General features: G+C 45.2%; 20 protein-coding genes and 4 riboswitches. Of the genes, 8 read left to right on the top strand and 12 right to left on the bottom strand.

What is annotated here, in order from left to right; all coding sequences use genetic code 11:
• Positions 1-4: 4 nt before the first annotated feature.
• A complete protein-coding gene (locus QF06_RS17975; RefSeq protein ID WP_003227216.1) occupies positions 5-1,198 on the bottom strand; it encodes a NupC/NupG family nucleoside CNT transporter in 1,194 nt (397 codons plus the stop codon).
• A 127-nt stretch (positions 1,199-1,325) separates the two neighbouring features.
• Positions 1,326-1,427: riboswitch (purine riboswitch) on the bottom strand.
• A 385-nt stretch (positions 1,428-1,812) separates the two neighbouring features.
• On the opposite strand from QF06_RS17975, the gene QF06_RS17970 reads away from it, so the two are divergent.
• From QF06_RS17970 to QF06_RS17950, 5 genes are all read left to right on the top strand, one after another.
• Positions 1,813-2,661 (top strand): methyltransferase domain-containing protein, encoded by an 849-nt coding sequence (locus QF06_RS17970; RefSeq protein ID WP_041850342.1) that lies wholly within the window; start codon positions 1,813-1,815, stop codon positions 2,659-2,661.
• A 153-nt stretch (positions 2,662-2,814) separates the two neighbouring features.
• Positions 2,815-4,233, top strand: a complete 1,419-nt coding sequence (locus tag QF06_RS17965) for a GntP family permease (protein ID WP_003243205.1) — start codon at positions 2,815-2,817, stop codon at positions 4,231-4,233.
• A 23-nt stretch (positions 4,234-4,256) separates the two neighbouring features.
• The gene (locus tag QF06_RS17960) at positions 4,257-4,973 is read left to right on the top strand and encodes a CoA transferase subunit A (RefSeq protein WP_041850343.1); all 717 of its coding nucleotides are present in this window, start codon (positions 4,257-4,259) and stop codon (positions 4,971-4,973) included.
• Positions 4,970-5,620, top strand: a complete 651-nt coding sequence (locus QF06_RS17955; RefSeq protein ID WP_003243049.1) for a CoA transferase subunit B — start codon at positions 4,970-4,972, stop codon at positions 5,618-5,620. Before QF06_RS17960 ends, QF06_RS17955 begins: the two co-directional genes overlap by 4 nt.
• A 16-nt stretch (positions 5,621-5,636) precedes the next feature.
• Positions 5,637-6,410, top strand: coding sequence for a 3-hydroxybutyrate dehydrogenase (locus QF06_RS17950; RefSeq protein ID WP_014481333.1), 774 nt, complete (start codon positions 5,637-5,639; stop codon positions 6,408-6,410).
• 51 nt (positions 6,411-6,461) lie between these two features.
• Here QF06_RS17950 and QF06_RS17945 read toward each other — a convergent pair whose 3' ends face one another.
• The 10 genes from QF06_RS17945 to QF06_RS17910 all read right to left on the bottom strand — a co-directional run bounded on the left by QF06_RS17945 (position 6,462) and on the right by QF06_RS17910 (position 15,231).
• Positions 6,462-7,598: a 5-methyltetrahydropteroyltriglutamate--homocysteine S-methyltransferase gene (locus QF06_RS17945; RefSeq protein ID WP_041850344.1), complete on the bottom strand. Its 1,137-nt coding sequence runs from the start codon at positions 7,596-7,598 to the stop codon at positions 6,462-6,464.
• 77 nt (positions 7,599-7,675) lie between these two features.
• Positions 7,676-7,782: riboswitch (SAM riboswitch) on the bottom strand.
• A 68-nt stretch (positions 7,783-7,850) separates the two neighbouring features.
• The gene (locus tag QF06_RS17940) at positions 7,851-8,984 is read right to left on the bottom strand and encodes a 5-methyltetrahydropteroyltriglutamate--homocysteine S-methyltransferase (protein ID WP_043940234.1); all 1,134 of its coding nucleotides are present in this window, start codon (positions 8,982-8,984) and stop codon (positions 7,851-7,853) included.
• An 82-nt stretch (positions 8,985-9,066) separates the two neighbouring features.
• Positions 9,067-9,173, bottom strand: a riboswitch (SAM riboswitch).
• Positions 9,174-9,238: 65 nt separating this feature from the next.
• Complete coding sequence (locus QF06_RS17935) at positions 9,239-9,727, bottom strand: LURP-one-related/scramblase family protein (protein WP_041850346.1); 489 nt, start codon at positions 9,725-9,727, stop codon at positions 9,239-9,241.
• A 128-nt stretch (positions 9,728-9,855) separates the two neighbouring features.
• Positions 9,856-10,119, bottom strand: coding sequence for a hypothetical protein (locus QF06_RS21580; RefSeq protein ID WP_072173222.1), 264 nt, complete (start codon positions 10,117-10,119; stop codon positions 9,856-9,858).
• Positions 10,120-10,408: 289 nt separating this feature from the next.
• Positions 10,409-10,537, bottom strand: a complete 129-nt coding sequence (locus QF06_RS22265) for a hypothetical protein (protein ID WP_003227241.1) — start codon at positions 10,535-10,537, stop codon at positions 10,409-10,411.
• Positions 10,538-10,641: 104 nt separating this feature from the next.
• Entirely contained in the window at positions 10,642-11,874 is a 1,233-nt protein-coding gene (gene pepT / locus QF06_RS17930; RefSeq protein WP_038429865.1) for a peptidase T, read from the bottom strand.
• Between the two features lie 49 nt (positions 11,875-11,923).
• Positions 11,924-12,580, bottom strand: a complete 657-nt coding sequence (gene yxjL / locus QF06_RS17925) for a two-component system response regulator YxJL (RefSeq protein ID WP_041850347.1) — start codon at positions 12,578-12,580, stop codon at positions 11,924-11,926.
• On the bottom strand, positions 12,567-13,787 hold the full coding sequence (gene yxjM, locus QF06_RS17920) for a two-component system sensor histidine kinase YxjM (RefSeq protein WP_041850348.1): 1,221 nt from the start codon (positions 13,785-13,787) through the stop codon (positions 12,567-12,569). Before yxjM ends, yxjL begins: the two co-directional genes overlap by 14 nt.
• A gap of 17 nt (positions 13,788-13,804) precedes the next feature.
• A complete protein-coding gene (locus tag QF06_RS17915) occupies positions 13,805-14,278 on the bottom strand; it encodes a CcdC protein domain-containing protein (protein ID WP_003243313.1) in 474 nt (157 codons plus the stop codon).
• Between the two features lie 77 nt (positions 14,279-14,355).
• Positions 14,356-15,231: a LysR family transcriptional regulator gene (locus tag QF06_RS17910; protein ID WP_041850349.1), complete on the bottom strand. Its 876-nt coding sequence runs from the start codon at positions 15,229-15,231 to the stop codon at positions 14,356-14,358.
• Positions 15,232-15,360: 129 nt separating this feature from the next.
• Here QF06_RS17910 and QF06_RS17905 point away from each other — a divergent pair, with 129 nt between their 5' ends.
• Positions 15,361-15,867: a YbhB/YbcL family Raf kinase inhibitor-like protein gene (locus QF06_RS17905; protein WP_009968379.1), complete on the top strand. Its 507-nt coding sequence runs from the start codon at positions 15,361-15,363 to the stop codon at positions 15,865-15,867.
• A 114-nt stretch (positions 15,868-15,981) separates the two neighbouring features.
• Entirely contained in the window at positions 15,982-17,001 is a 1,020-nt protein-coding gene (gene galE, locus QF06_RS17900) for a UDP-glucose 4-epimerase GalE (RefSeq protein ID WP_041850350.1), read from the top strand.
• Positions 17,002-17,075: 74 nt separating this feature from the next.
• Here galE and QF06_RS17895 read toward each other — a convergent pair whose 3' ends face one another.
• Positions 17,076-17,618 (bottom strand): DUF4352 domain-containing protein, encoded by a 543-nt coding sequence (locus tag QF06_RS17895; RefSeq protein WP_119123080.1) that lies wholly within the window; start codon positions 17,616-17,618, stop codon positions 17,076-17,078.
• A 388-nt stretch (positions 17,619-18,006) separates the two neighbouring features.
• A riboswitch (guanidine-I (ykkC/yxkD leader) is annotated at positions 18,007-18,109 on the top strand.
• Positions 18,110-18,185: 76 nt separating this feature from the next.
• On the opposite strand from QF06_RS17895, the gene QF06_RS17890 reads away from it, so the two are divergent.
• On the top strand, positions 18,186-19,022 hold the full coding sequence (locus QF06_RS17890; RefSeq protein WP_003242615.1) for a YitT family protein: 837 nt from the start codon (positions 18,186-18,188) through the stop codon (positions 19,020-19,022).
• Positions 19,023-19,035: the final 13 nt, after the last annotated feature.

Here is a 19,035-nt window from a genome sequence, read left to right as displayed (position 1 = left end):
GTTTCTACCACACAAACAGGCCGACAATCGCAGCACTTAATAAAGATACCGCAATTCCGCTGACGAGCAGTTTCCACACGTTTCTCCCGATGACCGTTGACTTTTCTCCGTCAAGGATCGAATTGTACGTGCCGTAAATCATGCCGACAGTACTGAAGTTTGCAAAGGACGTCAGGAATGTCGTCGCCACCGCAACGGTGTGAGGCGGAAGGGATTTGAGATTGTTTTTCAAGTCAAGCATCGCAACAAACTCGTTTGTTGCTAATTTCATGCCCATCAGCTGAGCAACATACATCGCATCGTGCACTGGCAGTCCAAGCAGGAATGCGAACGGACTGAACAGATAAGCAAAAATCGTCTGGATGGTCAGGCCGTGTACGAAAACGCCAAGAATGCCATTAACTGCTGACGTTAATGCGACATATCCGATCACCATTGCCAAAATAACGATAACCATGTTCATGCCGACAAGCATACTGTTAGAAATCGTAGAGAAAAAGTCTTTCTTCTCTTCTTTAGGCGGTGTATAGATGATATCTTCATCCTCCGGCACGTGAACAGGATTCAGCAGGTTTGCGATAATCAGCGCGTTTAAGCAGTTCAAAGGAATGGCGGTAAACACGTATGTCGCAGGCACCATTGAAAGATAAGATCCGATAATGGAGCCGCTGATGCTGCTCATGCTCATTAAGCCGAATGTGAGCAGGCGGTTGTTGCTTAAAACCGTTAGCTGCTGGCGGATAACCGCAAGTGCTTCGGTATTTCCAAGAAACATCATTTGAATAGAGAAAAAGCTTTCTAATTTCGGCAAGCGGGAAGCCTTTGAAATCACCCATCCGATTTTATCAATCAGCCAAGGCAAAATGCCGAAATACGTTAAAATATCAAAGAATGTGACGATAAAGATAATTGGAAGAAGCGCACTAAAGAAAAAGTCTACTGTTTCATTCGCCATCACTGACGGAAAGGCAAACGCGATACCGTCACTGGCGCAAGCAATCAGCCAAGTGAAGAAATCACCGATTTTACCGATGGCCCAGCTTCCGACTTTTGTTCCCAGCATAAACCAAGTAATCAGCAATTCCAGAACAATTAACGTAATGATCGGGCGCCACTTGATTTTCTTTTTCTGCGGAGAACATAGGAATACAACTGCCATAATCACAATGAGACCGACAAGGTTTAGTAAAAAGTACATGATAGCAACTCCTATGAGGGTTATTATGGAAACAAAAAAAGCTCTTATTCTTCACAAATTCTGGAAGTGCAGAAAGTGTGAAAAATAAGAGCAAACAGAAAAGAACTTGTCCTTTTCAACTCGTTCAAATTTATTCAAACTTTCTTGTAGTCTAGTTTTTTACGGTTACTAGGTAGAAACAATCAGACCATATTACTGATCATATACAAGAATGTCTTTTTCTAAGATGATAGCAGTATTTTATCCTTTCACTTTTTGAAAATCAACCTTTTTAACTATTTTCACAATAATAAAATTTATATTCTAAAATGAGAAAATAAAGGAAAAACATGCTGGATTGCTATGCTGATATGATGTTGGCGGGATACCAGCATGTCAGTACTGATTTTTCTTCACTATAAGGTTCCAGCTCCTGGAGATTTGTTGTATGATGGAAACCGGGAAACCCATACAGCAGAAAGGGAGTTTTTTTCATGATTATCCAATTCATTCGTTATAGATAATGACAGGTGTAGACAAACTGCCAGACCTGGCCAATTTTTGAGATAGGCCTAGGTTTATTTGTCTATGCCTTTTTCATTTATCTAAAAATGAATGAATGAGGTGTTTTTATCATGAAGCGAACAGTTGATTTCAGCATGTTTCGATGCCCGCTCTGCGTTTCTTCTATGGATGCGGCATCAGGGAAAAGCTTGATTTGTACAGAACGAGGACATACATTTGATCTATCTCGGCACGGCTACGTGAACTTTCTGACGAAGCCGGTCAAAACCAGTTACGGTGCTGAGCTTTTTGAAGCGAGGAGCAGGCTGATTGGAGAATGTGGTTTTTTTGACCCGCTCCATGATGCGATTGCAGAACTCATCAGTCATCCCACATCTGGTCATGAGGCATTCACCATCCTGGACAGCGGTTGCGGTGAGGGTTCTCATTTGAATGCGCTTTGCGGGTTTGATTATGCAGGGAAAGCAGCGATAGGAACCGGCATAGATCTTTCGAAGGATGGGATCTTAAAAGCTTCTAAGGCATTCAAAGATCAGATGTGGGCGGTTGCCGATGTGGCGCGTGCTCCTTTTCATGATCGCCAATTTGATGTTGTTCTGTCTATTTTTTCGCCGTCCAATTATGCAGAGTTTCATAGACTGCTGAAGAATGATGGCATGCTCGTAAAAGTAGTGCCGCGAAGCGATTATTTAATAGAATTAAGGCAATTTTTATATGCTGATTCACCAAGGCGCACGTATTCCAATGCGGCAGCTGTTGAGCGTTTTGCAGCAAATGCAGCACACAGCCGTCCTGTCAGGCTGCGCTATGTTAAAACGCTTGACAGGCAGGCGATCCACTGGCTTCTCAAGATGACGCCGCTTGCCTGGTCGGCGCCGAAAGATCGAGTCAGCCTCCTGAAAGAGATGAAATCAGCCGATATTACGGTTGATGTTGATATCCTAATAGGAATGAAATGAATAGCAGAGGAAAGCTCCGAAAAAAGGAGCTTTCCTTTTTTAATCGGAATAGTTGGCCCACGCTTCTCGTACATATGGAAAGGGGACGGAAACAGCCGATGCGGACAGGTTTATGTAAACGCTTTCTAGTTCGCGGAAACGGGGGATGTGTGTGTGGAACTGATCATCATTCTATTGGCGTTAGGTTTGCTGATGTTTACGGCGTATCGGGGATTTTCTGTCATATTGTTTGCGCCGATTTGCGCGTTATTCGCGGTGCTGCTGACAGATCCAAGCCATGTGCTTCCTTTTTTTTCATCAATTTTTATGGAGAAGATGGCGGGTTTTATTAAGCTGTATTTCCCAGTGTTTTTGCTCGGTGCCATTTTTGGAAAGGTCGTTGAAATGGCAGGGCTTGCGGCATCAATCGCGAAAACAATTGTCCGGCTTGTCGGGGCAAAAAGAGCGATACTTGCCATTGTGCTGATGGGTGCTGTCTTGACGTACAGCGGTGTCAGCCTGTTTGTTGTCGTATTTGCCGTATATCCTTTTGCGAAAAACATGTTCCAAGAAGCAAACATACCAAAACGCCTCATCCCGGGAACGATTGCTTTAGGGGCTTTTACGTTTACGATGGACGCACTTCCGGGAACGCCGCAAATCCAAAATGTCATTCCGACGTCGTTTTTCAAAACAGACATTTATGCCGCCCCTTGGCTGGGCTTGATGGGCGCAGTGATTGTGCTGGCAGCTGGGATGCTCTATTTGGAATCAAGGCGGAAAAAAGCGCAGGCATCTGGCGAAGGCTATGGCGGTTTTGATTCGCAGAATGCTCCTGCTCCTGAATCGATTGAGTCCGCGGCTGAACCGGACAAAAGCCCGATTCGGCACGCGCTTGCCTTTGTCCCGCTTATTCTCGTCGGTGCAGTGAATAAATATTTCACCATTTACCTGCCAAAGTGGTATCCGAATGGATTTGATTTTTCTTCCATAGGATTAAAGGAGTTCGGCAGGCTTGATATTTCTTCAGCGGCTGCTATTTGGTCGGTGGAGATTGCTTTAGTGATTGGCATCATCACAACGATTTTATTTGATTGGAGAAGTGTGTTTGCCCAATTGAAGGAAGGGCTGAATGAAGGAATTGGCGGCGCCTTGCTGGCATCTATGAATACGGGTGCCGAGTACGGGTTCGGCGGCATTATCGCCGCGCTGCCGGGGTTTCATAAGCTGAGCAGCGGAATTTCACATACTTTTACCGATCCGCTTGTAAATGGCGCCGTTACGACAACTGCGCTGGCGGGAATCACCGGCTCGGCTTCAGGAGGAATGGGCATTGCGTTAAGCGCGATGTCAGAACAATACTTACAGGCGATTCAGGCTTACAATATTCCGCCAGAGGTGATGCATCGGGTCATTTCAATGGCATCAGGCGGGATGGACACACTGCCGCATAATGGCGCTGTTATCACGCTTCTGGCCGTGACGGGTTTGACACACCGGCAATCCTATCGCGATATTTTTGCGATCACGCTCATTAAAACGGCTGCCGTATTTGCTGTAATCGCGATTTACAGCCTGACTGGTCTAGTGTAGAAGAAAACGAAAGGAGCATCAATATGGGAAAAGTGCTGTCATCAAGCAAGGAAGCTGCGAAACTGATTCATGATGGGGATATGCTGATCGCGGGAGGGTTTGGGCTGTGCGGCATCCCTGAACAGCTCATTTTGTCTATAAGAGATCAGGGAGTAAAGGATTTAACCGTTGTCAGCAATAACTGCGGAGTCGATGACTGGGGGCTTGGTTTGCTTCTGGCTAACAAGCAAATCAAGAAAATGATTGCTTCCTATGTCGGTGAAAATAAAATTTTTGAGCGGCAGTTTTTAAGCGGAGAGCTTGAGGTCGAGCTTGTTCCCCAAGGAACGCTCGCTGAGAGAATTCGTGCAGGCGGTGCAGGCATACCGGGATTTTATACGGCGACAGGCGTCGGCACCTCCATAGCCGAGGGAAAAGAACATAAAACATTCGGCGGCCGGACTTATGTGCTGGAGCGAGGCATTACCGGCGATGTGGCGATCGTCAAAGCGTGGAAAGCGGACACCATGGGCAATTTGGTTTTTAGGAAAACGGCGAGAAATTTCAATCCCATTGCCGCCATGGCAGGCAAGATCACGATTGCCGAGGCGGAAGAAATCGTGGAAGCAGGAGAGCTCGATCCAGATCACATCCATACGCCGGGAATTTACGTACAGCATGTCGTGCTTGGCGCGAGCCAAGAAAAACGGATTGAAAAACGAACAGTTCAGCAAGCATCGGGAAAGGGTGAGGCCAAGTGAAGGAAGCGAGAAAACGAATGGTCAAACGGGCTGTACAAGAAATCAAGGACGGCATGAATGTGAATCTCGGGATTGGAATGCCGACGCTTGTCGCAAATGAGATACCCGACGGCGTTCACGTCATGCTTCAGTCGGAAAACGGCTTGCTCGGAATTGGCCCCTATCCTCTGGAAGGAACGGAAGACGCGGATTTGATCAATGCGGGAAAGGAAACGATCACTGAAGTGACGGGCGCCTCTTATTTTGACAGCGCTGAGTCATTCGCGATGATAAGAGGCGGGCATATCGATTTGGCTATTCTTGGTGGAATGGAGGTTTCGGAGCAGGGTGATTTGGCCAATTGGATGATCCCGGGCAAAATGGTAAAAGGGATGGGCGGCGCTATGGATCTCGTCAACGGGGCGAAACGGATCGTTGTCATCATGGAGCACGTCAATAAGCATGGTGAATCAAAGGTGAAAAAAACATGCTCCCTTCCGCTGACAGGCCAGAAAGTCGTGCACAGGCTGATTACGGATTTGGCTGTATTTGATTTTGTGAACGGCCGCATGACACTGACGGAGCTTCAGGATGGTGTCACAATTGAAGAGGTTTATGAAAAAACAGAAGCTGATTTCGCTGTAAGCCAGTCTGTACTCAATTCTTAATGGGAAGGTGTTTGACATGAGAAAACAAGTCGCCTTGGTGACAGGGGCTGCCGGCGGAATCGGATTCGAAATGGCAAGAGAATTCGCCCGGGAAGGTGCCAGCGTCATCGTTTCAGACCTCCGTCCGGAAGCATGTGAAAAAGCAGCCTCCAAACTTGCAGAAGAAGGCTTTGACGCGGCGGCCATTCCGTATGATGTGACAAAGGAAGCGCAAGTTGCTGATACGGTGAACGTCATCCAAAAACAATACGGCCGCTTGGATATTCTGGTGAACAATGCCGGTATTCAGCACGTCGCTCCGATTGAAGAGTTTCCGACAGACACCTTTGAACAGCTGATCAAGGTCATGCTGACGGCCCCCTTTATTGCAATGAAGCATGTTTTTCCGATCATGAAAAAACAGCAGTTTGGCAGAATCATTAATATCGCGTCTGTTAATGGATTAGTCGGCTTTGCAGGGAAATCCGCTTATAATAGCGCCAAGCACGGCGTCATTGGACTCACAAAAGTAGGGGCGCTGGAAGGCGCGCCCCACGGCATAACAGTCAATGCGCTCTGTCCGGGTTATGTCGATACCCAGCTTGTACGCAATCAGCTTAGCGATCTATCGAAAACTAGAAATGTCCCTTACGACTCTGTACTTGAACAAGTCATTTTTCCGCTTGTGCCGCAAAAGCGACTGCTTTCCGTCAAGGAAATTGCGGATTATGCCGTGTTTTTGGCAAGCGAGAAGGCGAAGGGCGTCACTGGGCAGGCTGTCGTCCTTGATGGGGGCTACACCGCACAATGACATAAAAAACACACTTGCTCCGCTAGGGAATCAAGTGTGTTTTTTCTTTGCTTATTTCCAAACATCATTAGCGATCTCAACCACATGGCGGAGCTTCGCCCATTGCTGTTCTTCAGTCAGCTTATTGCCTTCCTCAGTTGAAGCGAATCCGCATTGAGGGCTGAGGCAAAGCTGGTCTAAGCTTACATAACGGGATGCTTCTTCGATACGGCGTTTCACGTCATCCGGATTTTCAAGCTCACCGAATTTAGATGTCACTAAGCCAAGAACAAGCTGAAGATCAGACCGTTTTACGTAACGGAGCGGCTCAAATCCGCCTGAGCGTGAATCATCATACTCTAAGAAAAGTCCGTCAAGATTCAAGCCGTCAAAAATGGTTTCGGCTGCTGCGTCATAGCCGCCTTCCGCTGTCCAAGTGGACTGGAAGTTGCCGCGGCAAATATGCATGGTTACCGTCAAGTCATCCGGGCGGTCTGCAATCGCGTCGTTAATGGATTTCGCAAACAGCTGGCGAAGCTCATCAGGCGTTGTTCCGAACGCTTCGATTTGTTTTAAGCCTTTTTCTGATAAGAAAACGGCCCACGCTGTATCATCAAGCTGGAGGTAGCGGCAGCCTCTGTCATAAAACGCTTGAATCGCTTTTTTATATGCTTTGGATACATCATGCTGGAAAAGGTGATAATCTTTTTTATACGCATCCTTTTCCAGTTTTCCGCGGAAAAACAGCATATTCGGGCTTGGAATCGTCATCTTTGGCGTTGCGTCACCGGCAATGCTATGGAGAAATGAATAATCTTCAAGCATTGGGTGAGTTGAAAAGTCGATATCGCCTGTGACTTTAATGCCGCGTGCTTTTGTCTGTACGTTATGGAATTGAATGCCTTGCTCAGGAGTAAACGGCTCAACGCCATCTAAGTTTTCCAGGAAATCAAAGTGCCACCACGCTCTGCGGAATTCACCGTCTGTCACGACGTTCAGGCCGGTTTCCTTCTGTTTTTCCACAATGCGGATGATTTCATCGTTTTCAATTTGGCGAAGCTGCTCAGCCGTAATATCGCCGGCCGCTTTTTGCAGCCGCGCTTTTTTAACGGGCTCAGATCTCAACAGGCTTCCGACTTGATCCGCGCGAAACGGCGGTTTTTTTCTTTGAAGTGATTTTTGTTCTGCGGGTGTTGTTTGTTGTGACATGTTGTCCATTCCTTCTTTCCATTCAAATATAAAAAAGCTCTTCCTTTGGATAAGGAAGAGCTTGCGTGACAATCTCAACCTTATCTTCAAGAGCAATCATTGCTCTAAAGGATTTAGCACCATTCTGTTAAACAGCGGTTGCCGGGTATCGCAGGGCCAGTCCCTCCACCTCTCTTGATAAGGAAAACCTTTTTATGAAATTTTCTGATAGTATCTATTATTCACACATTTTCTATTTCTGTCAATGATAGATTATCTCCACACATCGTTGGCAATGTCGATGACATGGCGAAGCTTTGCCCATTGCTGCTCCTCTGTCAGAAGGTTGCCTTCTTCTGTAGAGGCGAAACCGCACTGCGGGCTCAGGCATAGCTGGTCCAAGCTGACAAAACGCGCGGCTTCATTGATACGGCGTTTCACATCCTCAGGATTTTCAAGCTCGCCGTATTTCGATGTGATCAAGCCGAGCACAATTTGCAGATCCTTGCGCTTCACAAAACGGAGCGGATCAAAGTTTCCGGAGCGGTCATCATCGTATTCCAAGAAAAGGCCGTCAAGGTTTAAGCCGTCCAAAATCGTTTCCGCTACAGCGTCGTACCCTCCTGATGCCGCCCAGGTTGAGCGGAAGTTGCCGCGGCAAATGTGCATTGTGATCGTTAAATCGCCAGGCCGGTCTGCCACGGCATCGTTAATTGTTTTGGCAAATATGGCTGGCAATGTTTCTGGATCACCGCCGAGCGCCCGGACAACCTCTCTTCCTTTTTCCTCAAAGAAGAGAGACCATGACGTATCATCGAGCTGGAGATAACGGCAGCCAGCATCATAGAAGGCTTTGATTGCTTTTTTGTACGCTTGGGCCAGATCATGAAAGTATTCCTCTTGATCGTCATAAATCCCTTTATCCGCCTTTTCGCCAAAAAACAGCATATTTGGGCTGGGAATGGTCAATTTTGGCGTCGCGTTACCGGCAATCTCATGTAAAAATTGATAATCAGCAAGCGCTGGGTGGCTCGTAAAATCGAGTTTTCCCGTCACTTTGATGCTGCGCGCTTTCGTTTTTGTGTTATGGAACTGAATCCCCTCAGCAGGGATGAACGGTTCCACACCGTCAAGCCCTTCCAGGAAGTCATAATGCCACCAAGAACGCCGGAATTCCCCGTCTGTTACCACATCGAGACCGATTTCTTTTTGTTTTTCCACGATGCGGATGATCTCTTGATTTTCGATATCACGAAGCTGTTCTGCTGTCATCTCACCAGCCGCTTTTTTTTGCCGGGCTTGCTTTACCGGAACGGAACGAAGCAAACTGCCGACATGATCGGCGCGGAAAGGTGCTTTGCGTTGTTTTTCTGTTTTTTGCCCTGCAAAATTCGTTTGTTGAGCCATGTTATTCGCCTCTTTTCTGAAATATTGAGCATGTAAAAAGCTCTTCCTTTGTGTAAGGAAGAGCTTGAACGATCAAATCTCCGCCTCATCTGCAAGAACGCAATGTTCTTAAGGATTTAGCACCATTCTGTTTGAAACAGCGGTTGCTGGGTATCATAGGGCCAGTCCCTCCACCTCTCTTGATAAGGTACAACTTCATATTCAGATTTCAATTATCTTAATATTATTACTTTTGGATCAATTGTCAATGTTTTTTAGAGAATACTTTCATTTTCATCGTTATATAAAACCATATCAAGCACGATAGCGATGGCAGTGCAAATCAGAACATCTTCCTCGTTTGCAATCTGCAAGTGATAGGAATCACCCCAGCTGAGCCACTTTTTGCTCACTGACATCCGGACATTTTCCCCGTCCGTCAGCTGGAATTCATCCCTCCATAAATCACCATCGATTTCCCAGTTAAGCCCGGAAATCACAAATTTCGGTTTGAAAAACGTTACTTTCTTCGTTACCTCACAAACTGTTTTCCCGCCAATTGAAATCTCATAGCGCGGCAATAAAGACATTAGTTTTTGTTCTATGGAAACGAGCGTTTTCCCAGATGAGTCTGTCATTTGTAATGAGTCTCCTAACGAGAAAAAACGCCCCTCCACCTTGAATGTCTCTTGTTCATCCCGGTCATAAATGTGAAATGCATCTTTAAATGAGAACATTTTTTGTTTCATAAATAACTCGATCATTGCTGAAGTCTCCTTTGGGTTTGCCTTGTATGAAATTACGGATAGGTGGCGAAAAGGTTTCAGGCTCTAAATCAAAACAATTTTAAAAGGCTGCGTGATTCAGCAGCCTTTTCGTTTGAAATATAGAATTAGGAAAGATGCATCCGGCGTTTTTGGCGGATGGCGTCAAGGTCGATTAGGTTGTTGTGATGAGGTGCGGCTGCTGGCAGAGGGCTTGTCTTTTGCGGTTTGCGGCGATTGTCCTTGCTGAAAGAAAAAAGAAGATAGCCGCATAATGCGATGATAATAAATAGGATCATATTACATACCTCCCAAAAAAAGTTTTGGTACTCTCTATTGTACGGATAAAAAGTCAAAAAGTATTCAAAAAATTCTAAATCAATAAATAACAAGAAACTGTCCCTCTAAAACAGTATAACCTGATGACCTGAAAATAGTCTTGAATCACGCTGTTTGCTCTTGTTGATGATTGGTTCTATAGTTACTATCGACGATAAAATAAATTCCTTTATATAACTTTTAACCTAAGTTTGAGTAATTCGAATTGCCTGTTTTTGGGTGCTGTATTCTTGCTTGTTTGGTTTATACCCTATTTTGCGGAATTGAACACAAAAAACCCAAATTACGGAGCATTTGGGCGGTACGGGTGAATACGGATTGTATTTAGGGGATTTGAATGTTTTATTTGAAGAAGCGTTTGAACATTTTTCTAATTTTTTGAAATGGGCTGGATTTCTTTTGCATGTTAAGCGGCCTGGAAATGATCCATTTTTTCAAGAGACTCTTTGCAGCGATTGCATGTTTTGTCATTGTTTTTCCTCCTCATTTGTTGATACTTGTTTTACGGAGGACGCGTTTAAAATGTTTCATTTTCACACAAAAAAGCCAGTCCTTTTTTGGACTGGCTTTTGGCATTATGCTTGCGCTTCAAACTGCTTTGCAATCTCAACGATGACATTTACGGCTTTGACCATGTTGTCAACTGAGATGTATTCAAATTTGCCGTGGAAGTTTTCCCCGCCTGTAAAGATGTTTGGCGTCGGAAGCCCCATGTAGGACAGCTGTGATCCGTCGGTGCCGCCGCGGATGGGGGAAATCTTCGGTTCGATGCCGAGGTTTTCCATCGCTTGCTTGGCAATGTTGACGATTTCGATGACAGGTTCAATTTTCTCTCTCATGTTGTAGTATTGGTCGTTCATATCCAGCAGAATCCGGTCTTGCCCGTATTCGTTTTGAAGTTCTTCAACGGCACGCTTCATTGTTTCTTTTCTGTTTTGGAAATTCTCTTTGTCAAAGTCTCTGATAATGTAGTGGAGCTTTGTTTCCTCTACGTCTCCTTGAATCGACAGCAGGTGGTAGAAGCCTTCATAGCCTTCCGTATATTCAGGCGCTTCGTCTGCCGGCAGCAGGCTGTTCAGCTTCATCGCAATTTTCGCAGAGTTGATCATTTTTCCTTTAGCTGTTCCGGGATGTACGTTGTTGCCTTTAATCGTAATTTTTGCGGCAGCGGCATTGAAGCTTTCATATTCAAGCTCGCCGAGCGGCCCGCCGTCAACCGTGTAGGCAAAGGATGCATTGAACCGTTTCACATCAAATTTGTGCGGCCCTCTTCCGATTTCTTCATCAGGCGTAAAGGCGACTCTGATTGTGCCGTGCTTGATTTCAGGGTGTTTGATGAGGTAATCCATGGCTGTCATGATTTCAGCGATACCGGCCTTATTGTCTGCGCCGAGAAGGGTGGTGCCGTCTGTGGTGATGAGTGTATGGCCCTTATAGCCGGACAGCTCAGGAAATTGATCAGGTGACAGGGTGACCTGCAGCTTTTCGTTAAGAACGATGTCTTTTCCATCATAGCTTTCGATGATTTGCGGATTCACGTTTTTGCCGGTAAAGTCTGTAGCGGTGTCGACGTGAGCGAGAAAACCGATTGTCGGCACGTCTTTTTCAGTGTTGGAGGGAAGAGTTGCCATGACATAGCCGTTTTCATCAATGGCTGCATCCTGCATGCCGATGGACTTCAATTCATCAACGAGCATGTTTCCTAATGTCAATTGGCCGGGTGTGGAAGGACAAGTGTCAACGGATTCATCGGACTGTGTGTCGACTTTTACATATGTAGTAAACCGTTCAATGATTTCTTCTTTCATTTCCAATCATCTCCTTTGTCTTATTTTAGCATGGCGGGATGAGAGATTTCTATTGCACAATACCGTTTCGAATGGCAAAAACGACTGCCTGTGTCCGGTCTTGGGCATTGCATTTTTGCAGGATGCGGTGCACGTGGGTTTTCACTGTGCTTTCACTGACGAAAAGCTTTTCAGCAATATCCTCATTTCTCAGTCCGTAGGCCATTTGCTGAAGAACCTCAAGCTCTCTTTTGGTGAACGGCTCTGCCAGTTCTTCTGGATGGGGCTGTTGCTTCGCCCGAAATGTCTCACTGATAATTTTAGCAGCTGTGACTGTACGGAAAATCGCCTCGCCTCTCGCCGCAGCGCGAATCGCATCTATCAACTCTTCAGGAAGTGTATCCTTCAGCAGATAGCCGACTGCGCCCGCACGGATGCCTTCAAATACGTATTCCTCCGTGTCAAAGGTCGTTAAAATGACAATCTTTGTATCTGGAAGTGCGGACATGATGTCTTTCGCCGCTTCGATGCCTGAGCAATGCGGCATCTGGACATCCATGAGGATGACATCGGGTTTTGTTTGTTTTGCGAGTGCTATAATATCGTGACCGTCGCCGGCCTCACCAGAAACCGTCATATCCGTCTGTGCGTTGATGACGTAGCGGAAACCTTCACGCACAAGCGGCTGATCATCGGCAAGCGCGACGCGTATGTTATCTTTGTTCATCTTTTTGCTCCTTATTCGTTGTCATGAGCGGCAATGACAGCTCAATTTTCAGGCCGCTCGGCTGTACGGCACTGAAAGTAAGGGAACCGCCTGCTTTTTCTGCGCGCTCTTTCATTCCTGTCAGGCCAAATCCATAAGTAAGGCTGCCGGTGAATTGTCCGTCGTCGGTGATTGTGACATAGAGATGGGACTTGTCGTTAGAAATGACGGCCGCCGCATGAGAAGCGTCAGCGTGACGAATGATATTGGTCAGCGCTTCCTGCAAGATGCGGTAGATCGTTTCGCTCACGTTTGGAGGCCAAGACTCTTCTGACAGTCCGGCAGTATCTAAAGAAACGTGCAAGCCGCTCCGTTCCTCCACTTGATGAATGAGCCCCCGCAAAGCGGTAAGCCCCACCATCGATTCACTACGGCCCATTTGGTGAACGACAGACCGTACCTCTTGAAGACATTCCCTGGCGACACTCAGTACATTTTGAATGACTTTTTCTGAATCTTCCTTGCTGCTTTTGAGTATATAGGGAAGAGATTGAAGCTGAACAATCACAGAAGTCAGCTCGTGACCGATGCTGTCATGAATGTCGCGGGCGATTCTTGTACGTTCCTCAAGGACCGCGTACCTTAATGAAAGAACAGAAGCCTCCTGCAGCTCTGCATGCGCTTTCTGGAGTTCTTTATGAGCATGCTCCAGCTGCACATGCATTTTTGCCAATTCAGCATGATTCCGCTCAGCCTCTTTTCTCGCTTCTCGCCTGAAGCGCATGGAGGAGAAGAAGACGTAGAGTCCGATCATGATCGAGATGTTGCTGATGATAGTATTCAAGCTTCCTCCATGTGAGGATAGGAGTAATATGTTGCCTCCAATTAAACATGCTGTGAAGATTAAGGATAGCCGTGAAGGGAGTCTAAAGGCGGCATATATCATTAAAAATACAATCAAAAAATAGGCGGCACCCTGCTCTTGGCCGGAAACAGCCCAAAAGAAATCGGTCAGGAGCCAGAGTCCGATGAATATGCTCAAACTAACAGCAGTGGATGCCACATAGGGAATGATCCAAATGAATGCTAAGTATACCGCAAATACAAATGCTAACAAAATGGGATCAGCCTTAGTTGGATGAGATAAAAATTGTATGCAATTCAAAATGAGAATAAGGCTCGGCACAAGCTTCTTGTAGTAGTGCCGAGCCGGAGTTTGTCCGTTCATGCTGGTCCTTCTTTCGGTTATTGAATGGATACTTTGCCAGCGGTCAGTCGTCTGTATGCTTTGTAAAGCATGATGTTGCGGGCTGTGATGGTGCCGAGGGGAACGAAGAACATAGAATGAATAATGGCAATAAACATCTCGTTGCTCTCAGGCAGCCATGTTCTCGCGGCCATGCGCAAAGAAAGTATCACTAGAATGAGGATAACACTCCCAAGTGAGCCGCGTGAAGTGACCTTTCCGGTTTCCGGGTGAATCCGTACATTTACCATCTTCCCAATGCCAAACCCGCAGGCCAGCCCGATCAGTAATAAAATGCCGCTGATCGCCACATGTAATACGGAATGAAAATACGCCGGCTGAAACGATGCAGATACGCCCCATAAGAGCAACAGTGGAATGATCAGCAACTTCCCGGGCTTTACCGTTCTTTCTCGATACATCGATAAAATAATAAGAATCAATACAATAAAAATATAAGGGCTCATCGCCATGTCATCAAATCCTTTCTGCATTAAGCATAGCGAAAATAGGAAAGAAAAACGTCAACCGGCAGATTGATTTTTCAGCTCTATACTTGTTCGCGCTGCATAAAGTCATGTAACATGGCGTGAAAATGCTGAATGTCTTCGCTGTTTCTTTTCCACATCATAAACGTTTGGGACGCAGGCAATTCTAGATGTGCAGGCGTGCTGACAGCCATCAGCTTTTTTTCGGCTTCTTCCTGTTTGATAATGTAGGTAGGGAGGAAAGATGCCCCCATTCCCGCTTTCATCATGTGGACAGCCGTATCCGTCTGCCCGACAGCCATCATTTGAAGATACGGGTAATGTGATCGGATGTTATCTAAAAAGGCATCCCCATATGACGGATGATCATGCGTTAGCAGCCGATAGCGGGTTAAGACGGATGCAGCATCCGGTCTGCTTTCTTGGAAAGGAGCCGCCAGACAAAGCGTACCTTCGCATATATGCTGATAATAAAGAGTGTTGGTGTTCGGGTCTTTCCGCGACAAACCAATATCAGCTTCATTGTGTTCCACCGCTTGTTTAATAGCGTCAGATCCAGCCACATGAGTTGAAAGCTCGACATGCGGATGTTTTTGGATATAGGCTGGCAGAAAGCGAGGCAAGATATAGGACGCAATGTAGGGGTGTACGGCCAGCGTGAGTGATCGGCTGTACCCCTGTTTCCATTGACTGACTTTCTGCTTTCCAGCTTGGTAAACATGGATCATTTCTTTGGCATAAGGCAAAAAGAGCCTGCCTTCGTCAGTCAGTACGACTCGTCTTCCGCTATGCAAAAACAACCTCATGCCCAGTTCATCTTCCAATTTCCTCATATGCTGAGAAACGGCAGGCTGTGTGAGATACAGATGCTCAGCCGCCTCCCTGAAGCTCTCTGATTCCGCTGCGGCAATAAAGGTTTGCAGCCATTTTAAATCCATGAAATATCTCCTTCACTGCAAGTTATCCATAACAAATTGTTACGTTTACATGCGTATTTGTTTATCACTGATTATACATCGATTCGTTTAGTATACCTATAGAACGAGAAAATAGAGAGAGGGATTCATATGAACATATACGTAGAAGCAAATCCATATTTACATGACAAGTATTCAAAATACGCGGATGAAAAATATAAGAGAGAAGGAAACCCATTTGTATCCTTTCCAATTCATTTTGATGACATCCCGTCCGGAGCAAAGACGCTCGCACTTACTTTCATCGATCATGACGCCATTCCCGTATGCGGATTCAGCTGGATTCACTGGACAGCGGCTAATATTCCGGCTTACATCGGAGAGCTTCCTGAACATGCGAGTGAGGAAAGACAGGACTTGATGATACAAGGGCAAAACAGCTTTGCTTCACCGCTTGCGGGAAGCAACGATCCAAAGGTGATTCACCAGTATTGCGGGCCGACACCGCCTGACAAGGATCATGCGTATACATTGACGGTCTATGCTTTAGATGCTGAGCTGAATCTTCAGCCGGGCTTTTACTTGAATGAGCTCTATCAAGAAATGAAAGAGCACATTCTTGCTGAAACCTCTATCGAATTGCTGGCAAGGGTTTAAGCTAAAAAATATGAAAAAACTATTAATAAACGATTAAACTTCTTAAAAATGGATGTGGACCGGTTCTAAACACTATATAATGAAAACAGGTCATTTTTTAGGAGGGTTTACATCATGGCAATACTTGTTACTGGCGGTGCCGGTTACATTGGCAGCCACACATGTGTTGAACTATTGAACAGCGGCTACGAGATTGTTGTTCTTGATAATCTGTCCAACAGTTCAGCTGAAGCGCTGAACCGTGTCAAGGAGATTACAGGAAAAGATTTAACGTTCTACGAAGCGGATTTATTGGACCGGGAAGCGGTAGATTCCGTTTTTGCTGAAAATGAAATCGAAGCTGTGATTCATTTTGCAGGGTTAAAAGCAGTCGGCGAATCTGTGGCGATTCCCCTCAAATATTATCATAACAATTTGACAGGAACGTTTATTTTATGCGAGGCCATGGAGAAATACGGCGTCAAGAAAATCGTATTCAGTTCATCTGCGACAGTATACGGCGTTCCGGAAACATCGCCGATTACGGAAGACTTTCCATTAGGCGCGACAAATCCTTATGGGCAGACGAAGCTCATGCTTGAACAAATATTGCGTGATTTGCATACAGCCGACAATGAGTGGAGCGTTGCGCTGCTTCGTTACTTTAACCCGTTCGGCGCGCATCCAAGCGGACGGATCGGTGAAGACCCGAACGGAATCCCAAATAACCTTATGCCGTATGTGGCACAGGTAGCAGTCGGGAAGCTCGAGCAATTAAGCGTATTCGGAAATGACTATCCGACAAAAGACGGGACAGGCGTACGCGATTATATTCACGTCGTTGATCTCGCAGAAGGCCACGTCAAGGCGCTGGAAAAAGTATTGAACTCTACAGGAGCCGATGCATACAACCTTGGAACAGGCACAGGCTACAGCGTGCTGGAAATGGTCAAAGCCTTTGAAAAAGTGTCAGGGAAAGAGGTTCCGTACCGTTTTGCGGACCGCCGTCCGGGAGACATCGCCACATGCTTTGCAGATCCTGCGAAAGCCAAGCGGGAACTGGGCTGGGAAGCGAAACGCGGCCTTGAGGAAATGTGTGCTGATTCCTGGAGATGGCAGTCTTCTAATGTGAATGGGTATAAGAGTGCGAAATAAGAATGGAGGCCTTCTCAATAGAGAAGGCCTTTTTTAAAGAACAAGGGTGCCTAAACAGGCACCCTTGTTAGCTGTTATTTGATTTTCACAATAACATCATTACTGAATTTTAGTTTCCAAGTGCCTTTTGCATAAGCTTCCTTGTCAACTTCAAATGCTTTTACACCTGTTACTTTAATATTAGGATTTAGATCACTCAAAATTTTAGAGTTATCAACTTTTGTCTCAGTTGCATAGTTTACAGAAGCATCAATATCAGAATCATAAGAAGTACCATCAGCATCAACTAATTTAACAGTTGGAATTGAAAAAGAGCTAATCGGCTTTTTAGATACGTTTTTAATTGTATATTGAACAGCTACAATTGTACCTCCCTCAGATGCTTTCTTTTCAACATATTGAGTACCGACAGTATCCCTGTCCTCTACCTTCGTAACCGTCACTTCAGTTTTTTCAGTTTTTACGGTATCACCGATATTGTATGTTTTTTCAGTTTCTGCTTTGCTGCTGCTTGATGTTTTGGAAGTGGCTTCTGAGCCGCCTCCGCCGCCAATCATATTACCGATAATAATGATGACAACAACTGCGAGAATAAACGTAATGATTTTATGTCGCATAAAAAAGTTACGTTGATCCTTACCGCAGTTAGGACATTTTTTTACACCCTTTGCAATTTCTTGACCGCAAGCTTTACAGGGTACTAGTTTTCCTGCCATTATATTTCCTCCTATGTAATAAAATGTACGAAACATATGTACTATAATGCCTATATTATTTCTCTTAGTCAATATAAAATTATGAATTTCTTATAATTATTATCATTTATAGTTACATTCGCTTGTAAAATATATGCTTTTTTTCTTATCGGTTATATCTGTTCTTTTTTAATAGATAAATCGTATTTTCTTCCAGCTTATCTGATGAAAACTCCGCAAATACCCCTTGAACCAATTCGAACCGTCCCTTATAATGCTAATATTGGAAAGTGAAAAGGATATGATAAAAACAGTGGTTTTCTAGGGTTCCGCAATGCAAATTGGACTGTGACCGAGAGAAAACACATAGCAGCTTGGCTGTTATGACACGGTGGGATAAAAGCCCAGGAGTTTCTGCTCTTTTTCGAGAGCGTTCTCCTGGGTTTTTTTATTTGCTAGAACAGAACAATGAAAAGGAGTGTTTTCGTGATGAAAAAGAGAATGCTGGATGTACTTATGCTTGTGATTGGCGCTTTTTTCTTCGCGCTTGCGGTTAATTTATTTGCGATTCCCAATGATCTTGGGGAAGGCGGAGTCACTGGGATTACGCTGATTTTGTATTATCTGTTTCAATGGTCTCCTGGTGTCACGAACTTTATCTTAAATGCGTTTTTGCTTTTAATCGGCTACAAGTTTCTTGATGGAAAAACAACGGTTTATACGATCATTGCGGTTGCGGCAAATTCGCTTTTTCTTCATCTGACACATGGGTGGAGCATTCCGTCTGATGAATTGATCATTAATACGATTTTCGCAGGTGTATTTGCCGGAGTCGGGATCGGCATGATTATCCGGGTCGGCGGGACGACGGCTGGTTCCGCGATTCTGGCCAGAATTGCTAATAAATATTTAGACTGGAATATCAGCTATGCACTCTTGTTTTTTGATTTAATCGTAGTATTCAGCTCTTATTTTATTATTGGTGCAGAAAAAATGATGTTTACGATCGTGATGCTGTATATCGGTACCAAAGTGATGGACTTCATTATTGAAGGTTTGAATACGAAAAAAGCCATTACGGTCATTTCAGAAAATAAGAGTGAGATTGCAGAGCAGGTAAATACCTTGATGGATCGGGGCGTGACGATTTTATCAGGGAAGGGAAATTATACGGGCCAGTCAAAAGAGATTTTGTATATCGTCATTAACAAACAGGAGCTGTCTATGCTGAAAAAAATCATTAGAAGCTGCGACAAAAAAGCGTTTGTGATCGTACATGACGTACGCGATGTGTTTGGCGAAGGGTTTGTGGATATATCTAAATAAAGAAAAATCCCTC

The sequence above is a fragment of the Bacillus sp. YP1 genome (genome assembly GCF_000877815.1).
GTDB lineage: Bacteria > Bacillota > Bacilli > Bacillales > Bacillaceae > Bacillus > Bacillus subtilis.
Note: the sequence above shows the minus strand (reverse complement) of the source record. Positions and strands in the feature narration are given on the sequence as shown.

Bases quoted from the DNA above. Each gene is read 5' to 3' on its own strand.
- QF06_RS17975 (WP_003227216.1), bottom strand. From the start codon at position 1,198: ATGTACTTTTTACTAAACCTTGTCGGTCTCATTGTGATTATGGCAGTT.
- QF06_RS17935 (WP_041850346.1), bottom strand. From the start codon at position 9,727: ATGATCGAGTTATTTATGAAACAAAAAATGTTCTCATTTAAAGATGCA.
- galE (WP_041850350.1), top strand. From the start codon at position 15,982: ATGGCAATACTTGTTACTGGCGGTGCCGGTTACATTGGCAGCCACACA.
- QF06_RS17970 (WP_041850342.1), top strand. From the start codon at position 1,813: ATGAAGCGAACAGTTGATTTCAGCATGTTTCGATGCCCGCTCTGCGTT.
- yxjL (WP_041850347.1), bottom strand. From the start codon at position 12,580: ATGAACAAAGATAACATACGCGTCGCGCTTGCCGATGATCAGCCGCTT.
- QF06_RS17895 (WP_119123080.1), bottom strand. From the start codon at position 17,618: ATGCGACATAAAATCATTACGTTTATTCTCGCAGTTGTTGTCATCATT.
- QF06_RS17905 (WP_009968379.1), top strand. From the start codon at position 15,361: ATGAACATATACGTAGAAGCAAATCCATATTTACATGACAAGTATTCA.
- QF06_RS17915 (WP_003243313.1), bottom strand. From the start codon at position 14,278: ATGGCGATGAGCCCTTATATTTTTATTGTATTGATTCTTATTATTTTA.
- QF06_RS22265 (WP_003227241.1), bottom strand. From the start codon at position 10,537: ATGACAAAACATGCAATCGCTGCAAAGAGTCTCTTGAAAAAATGGATC.
- QF06_RS17940 (WP_043940234.1), bottom strand. From the start codon at position 8,984: ATGGCTCAACAAACGAATTTTGCAGGGCAAAAAACAGAAAAACAACGC.
- yxjM (WP_041850348.1), bottom strand. From the start codon at position 13,787: ATGAACGGACAAACTCCGGCTCGGCACTACTACAAGAAGCTTGTGCCG.
- QF06_RS17950 (WP_014481333.1), top strand. From the start codon at position 5,637: ATGAGAAAACAAGTCGCCTTGGTGACAGGGGCTGCCGGCGGAATCGGA.
- QF06_RS17945 (WP_041850344.1), bottom strand. From the start codon at position 7,598: ATGTCACAACAAACAACACCCGCAGAACAAAAATCACTTCAAAGAAAA.
- QF06_RS17910 (WP_041850349.1), bottom strand. From the start codon at position 15,231: ATGGATTTAAAATGGCTGCAAACCTTTATTGCCGCAGCGGAATCAGAG.
- pepT (WP_038429865.1), bottom strand. From the start codon at position 11,874: ATGAAAGAAGAAATCATTGAACGGTTTACTACATATGTAAAAGTCGAC.
- QF06_RS17890 (WP_003242615.1), top strand. From the start codon at position 18,186: ATGAAAAAGAGAATGCTGGATGTACTTATGCTTGTGATTGGCGCTTTT.
- QF06_RS17960 (WP_041850343.1), top strand. From the start codon at position 4,257: ATGGGAAAAGTGCTGTCATCAAGCAAGGAAGCTGCGAAACTGATTCAT.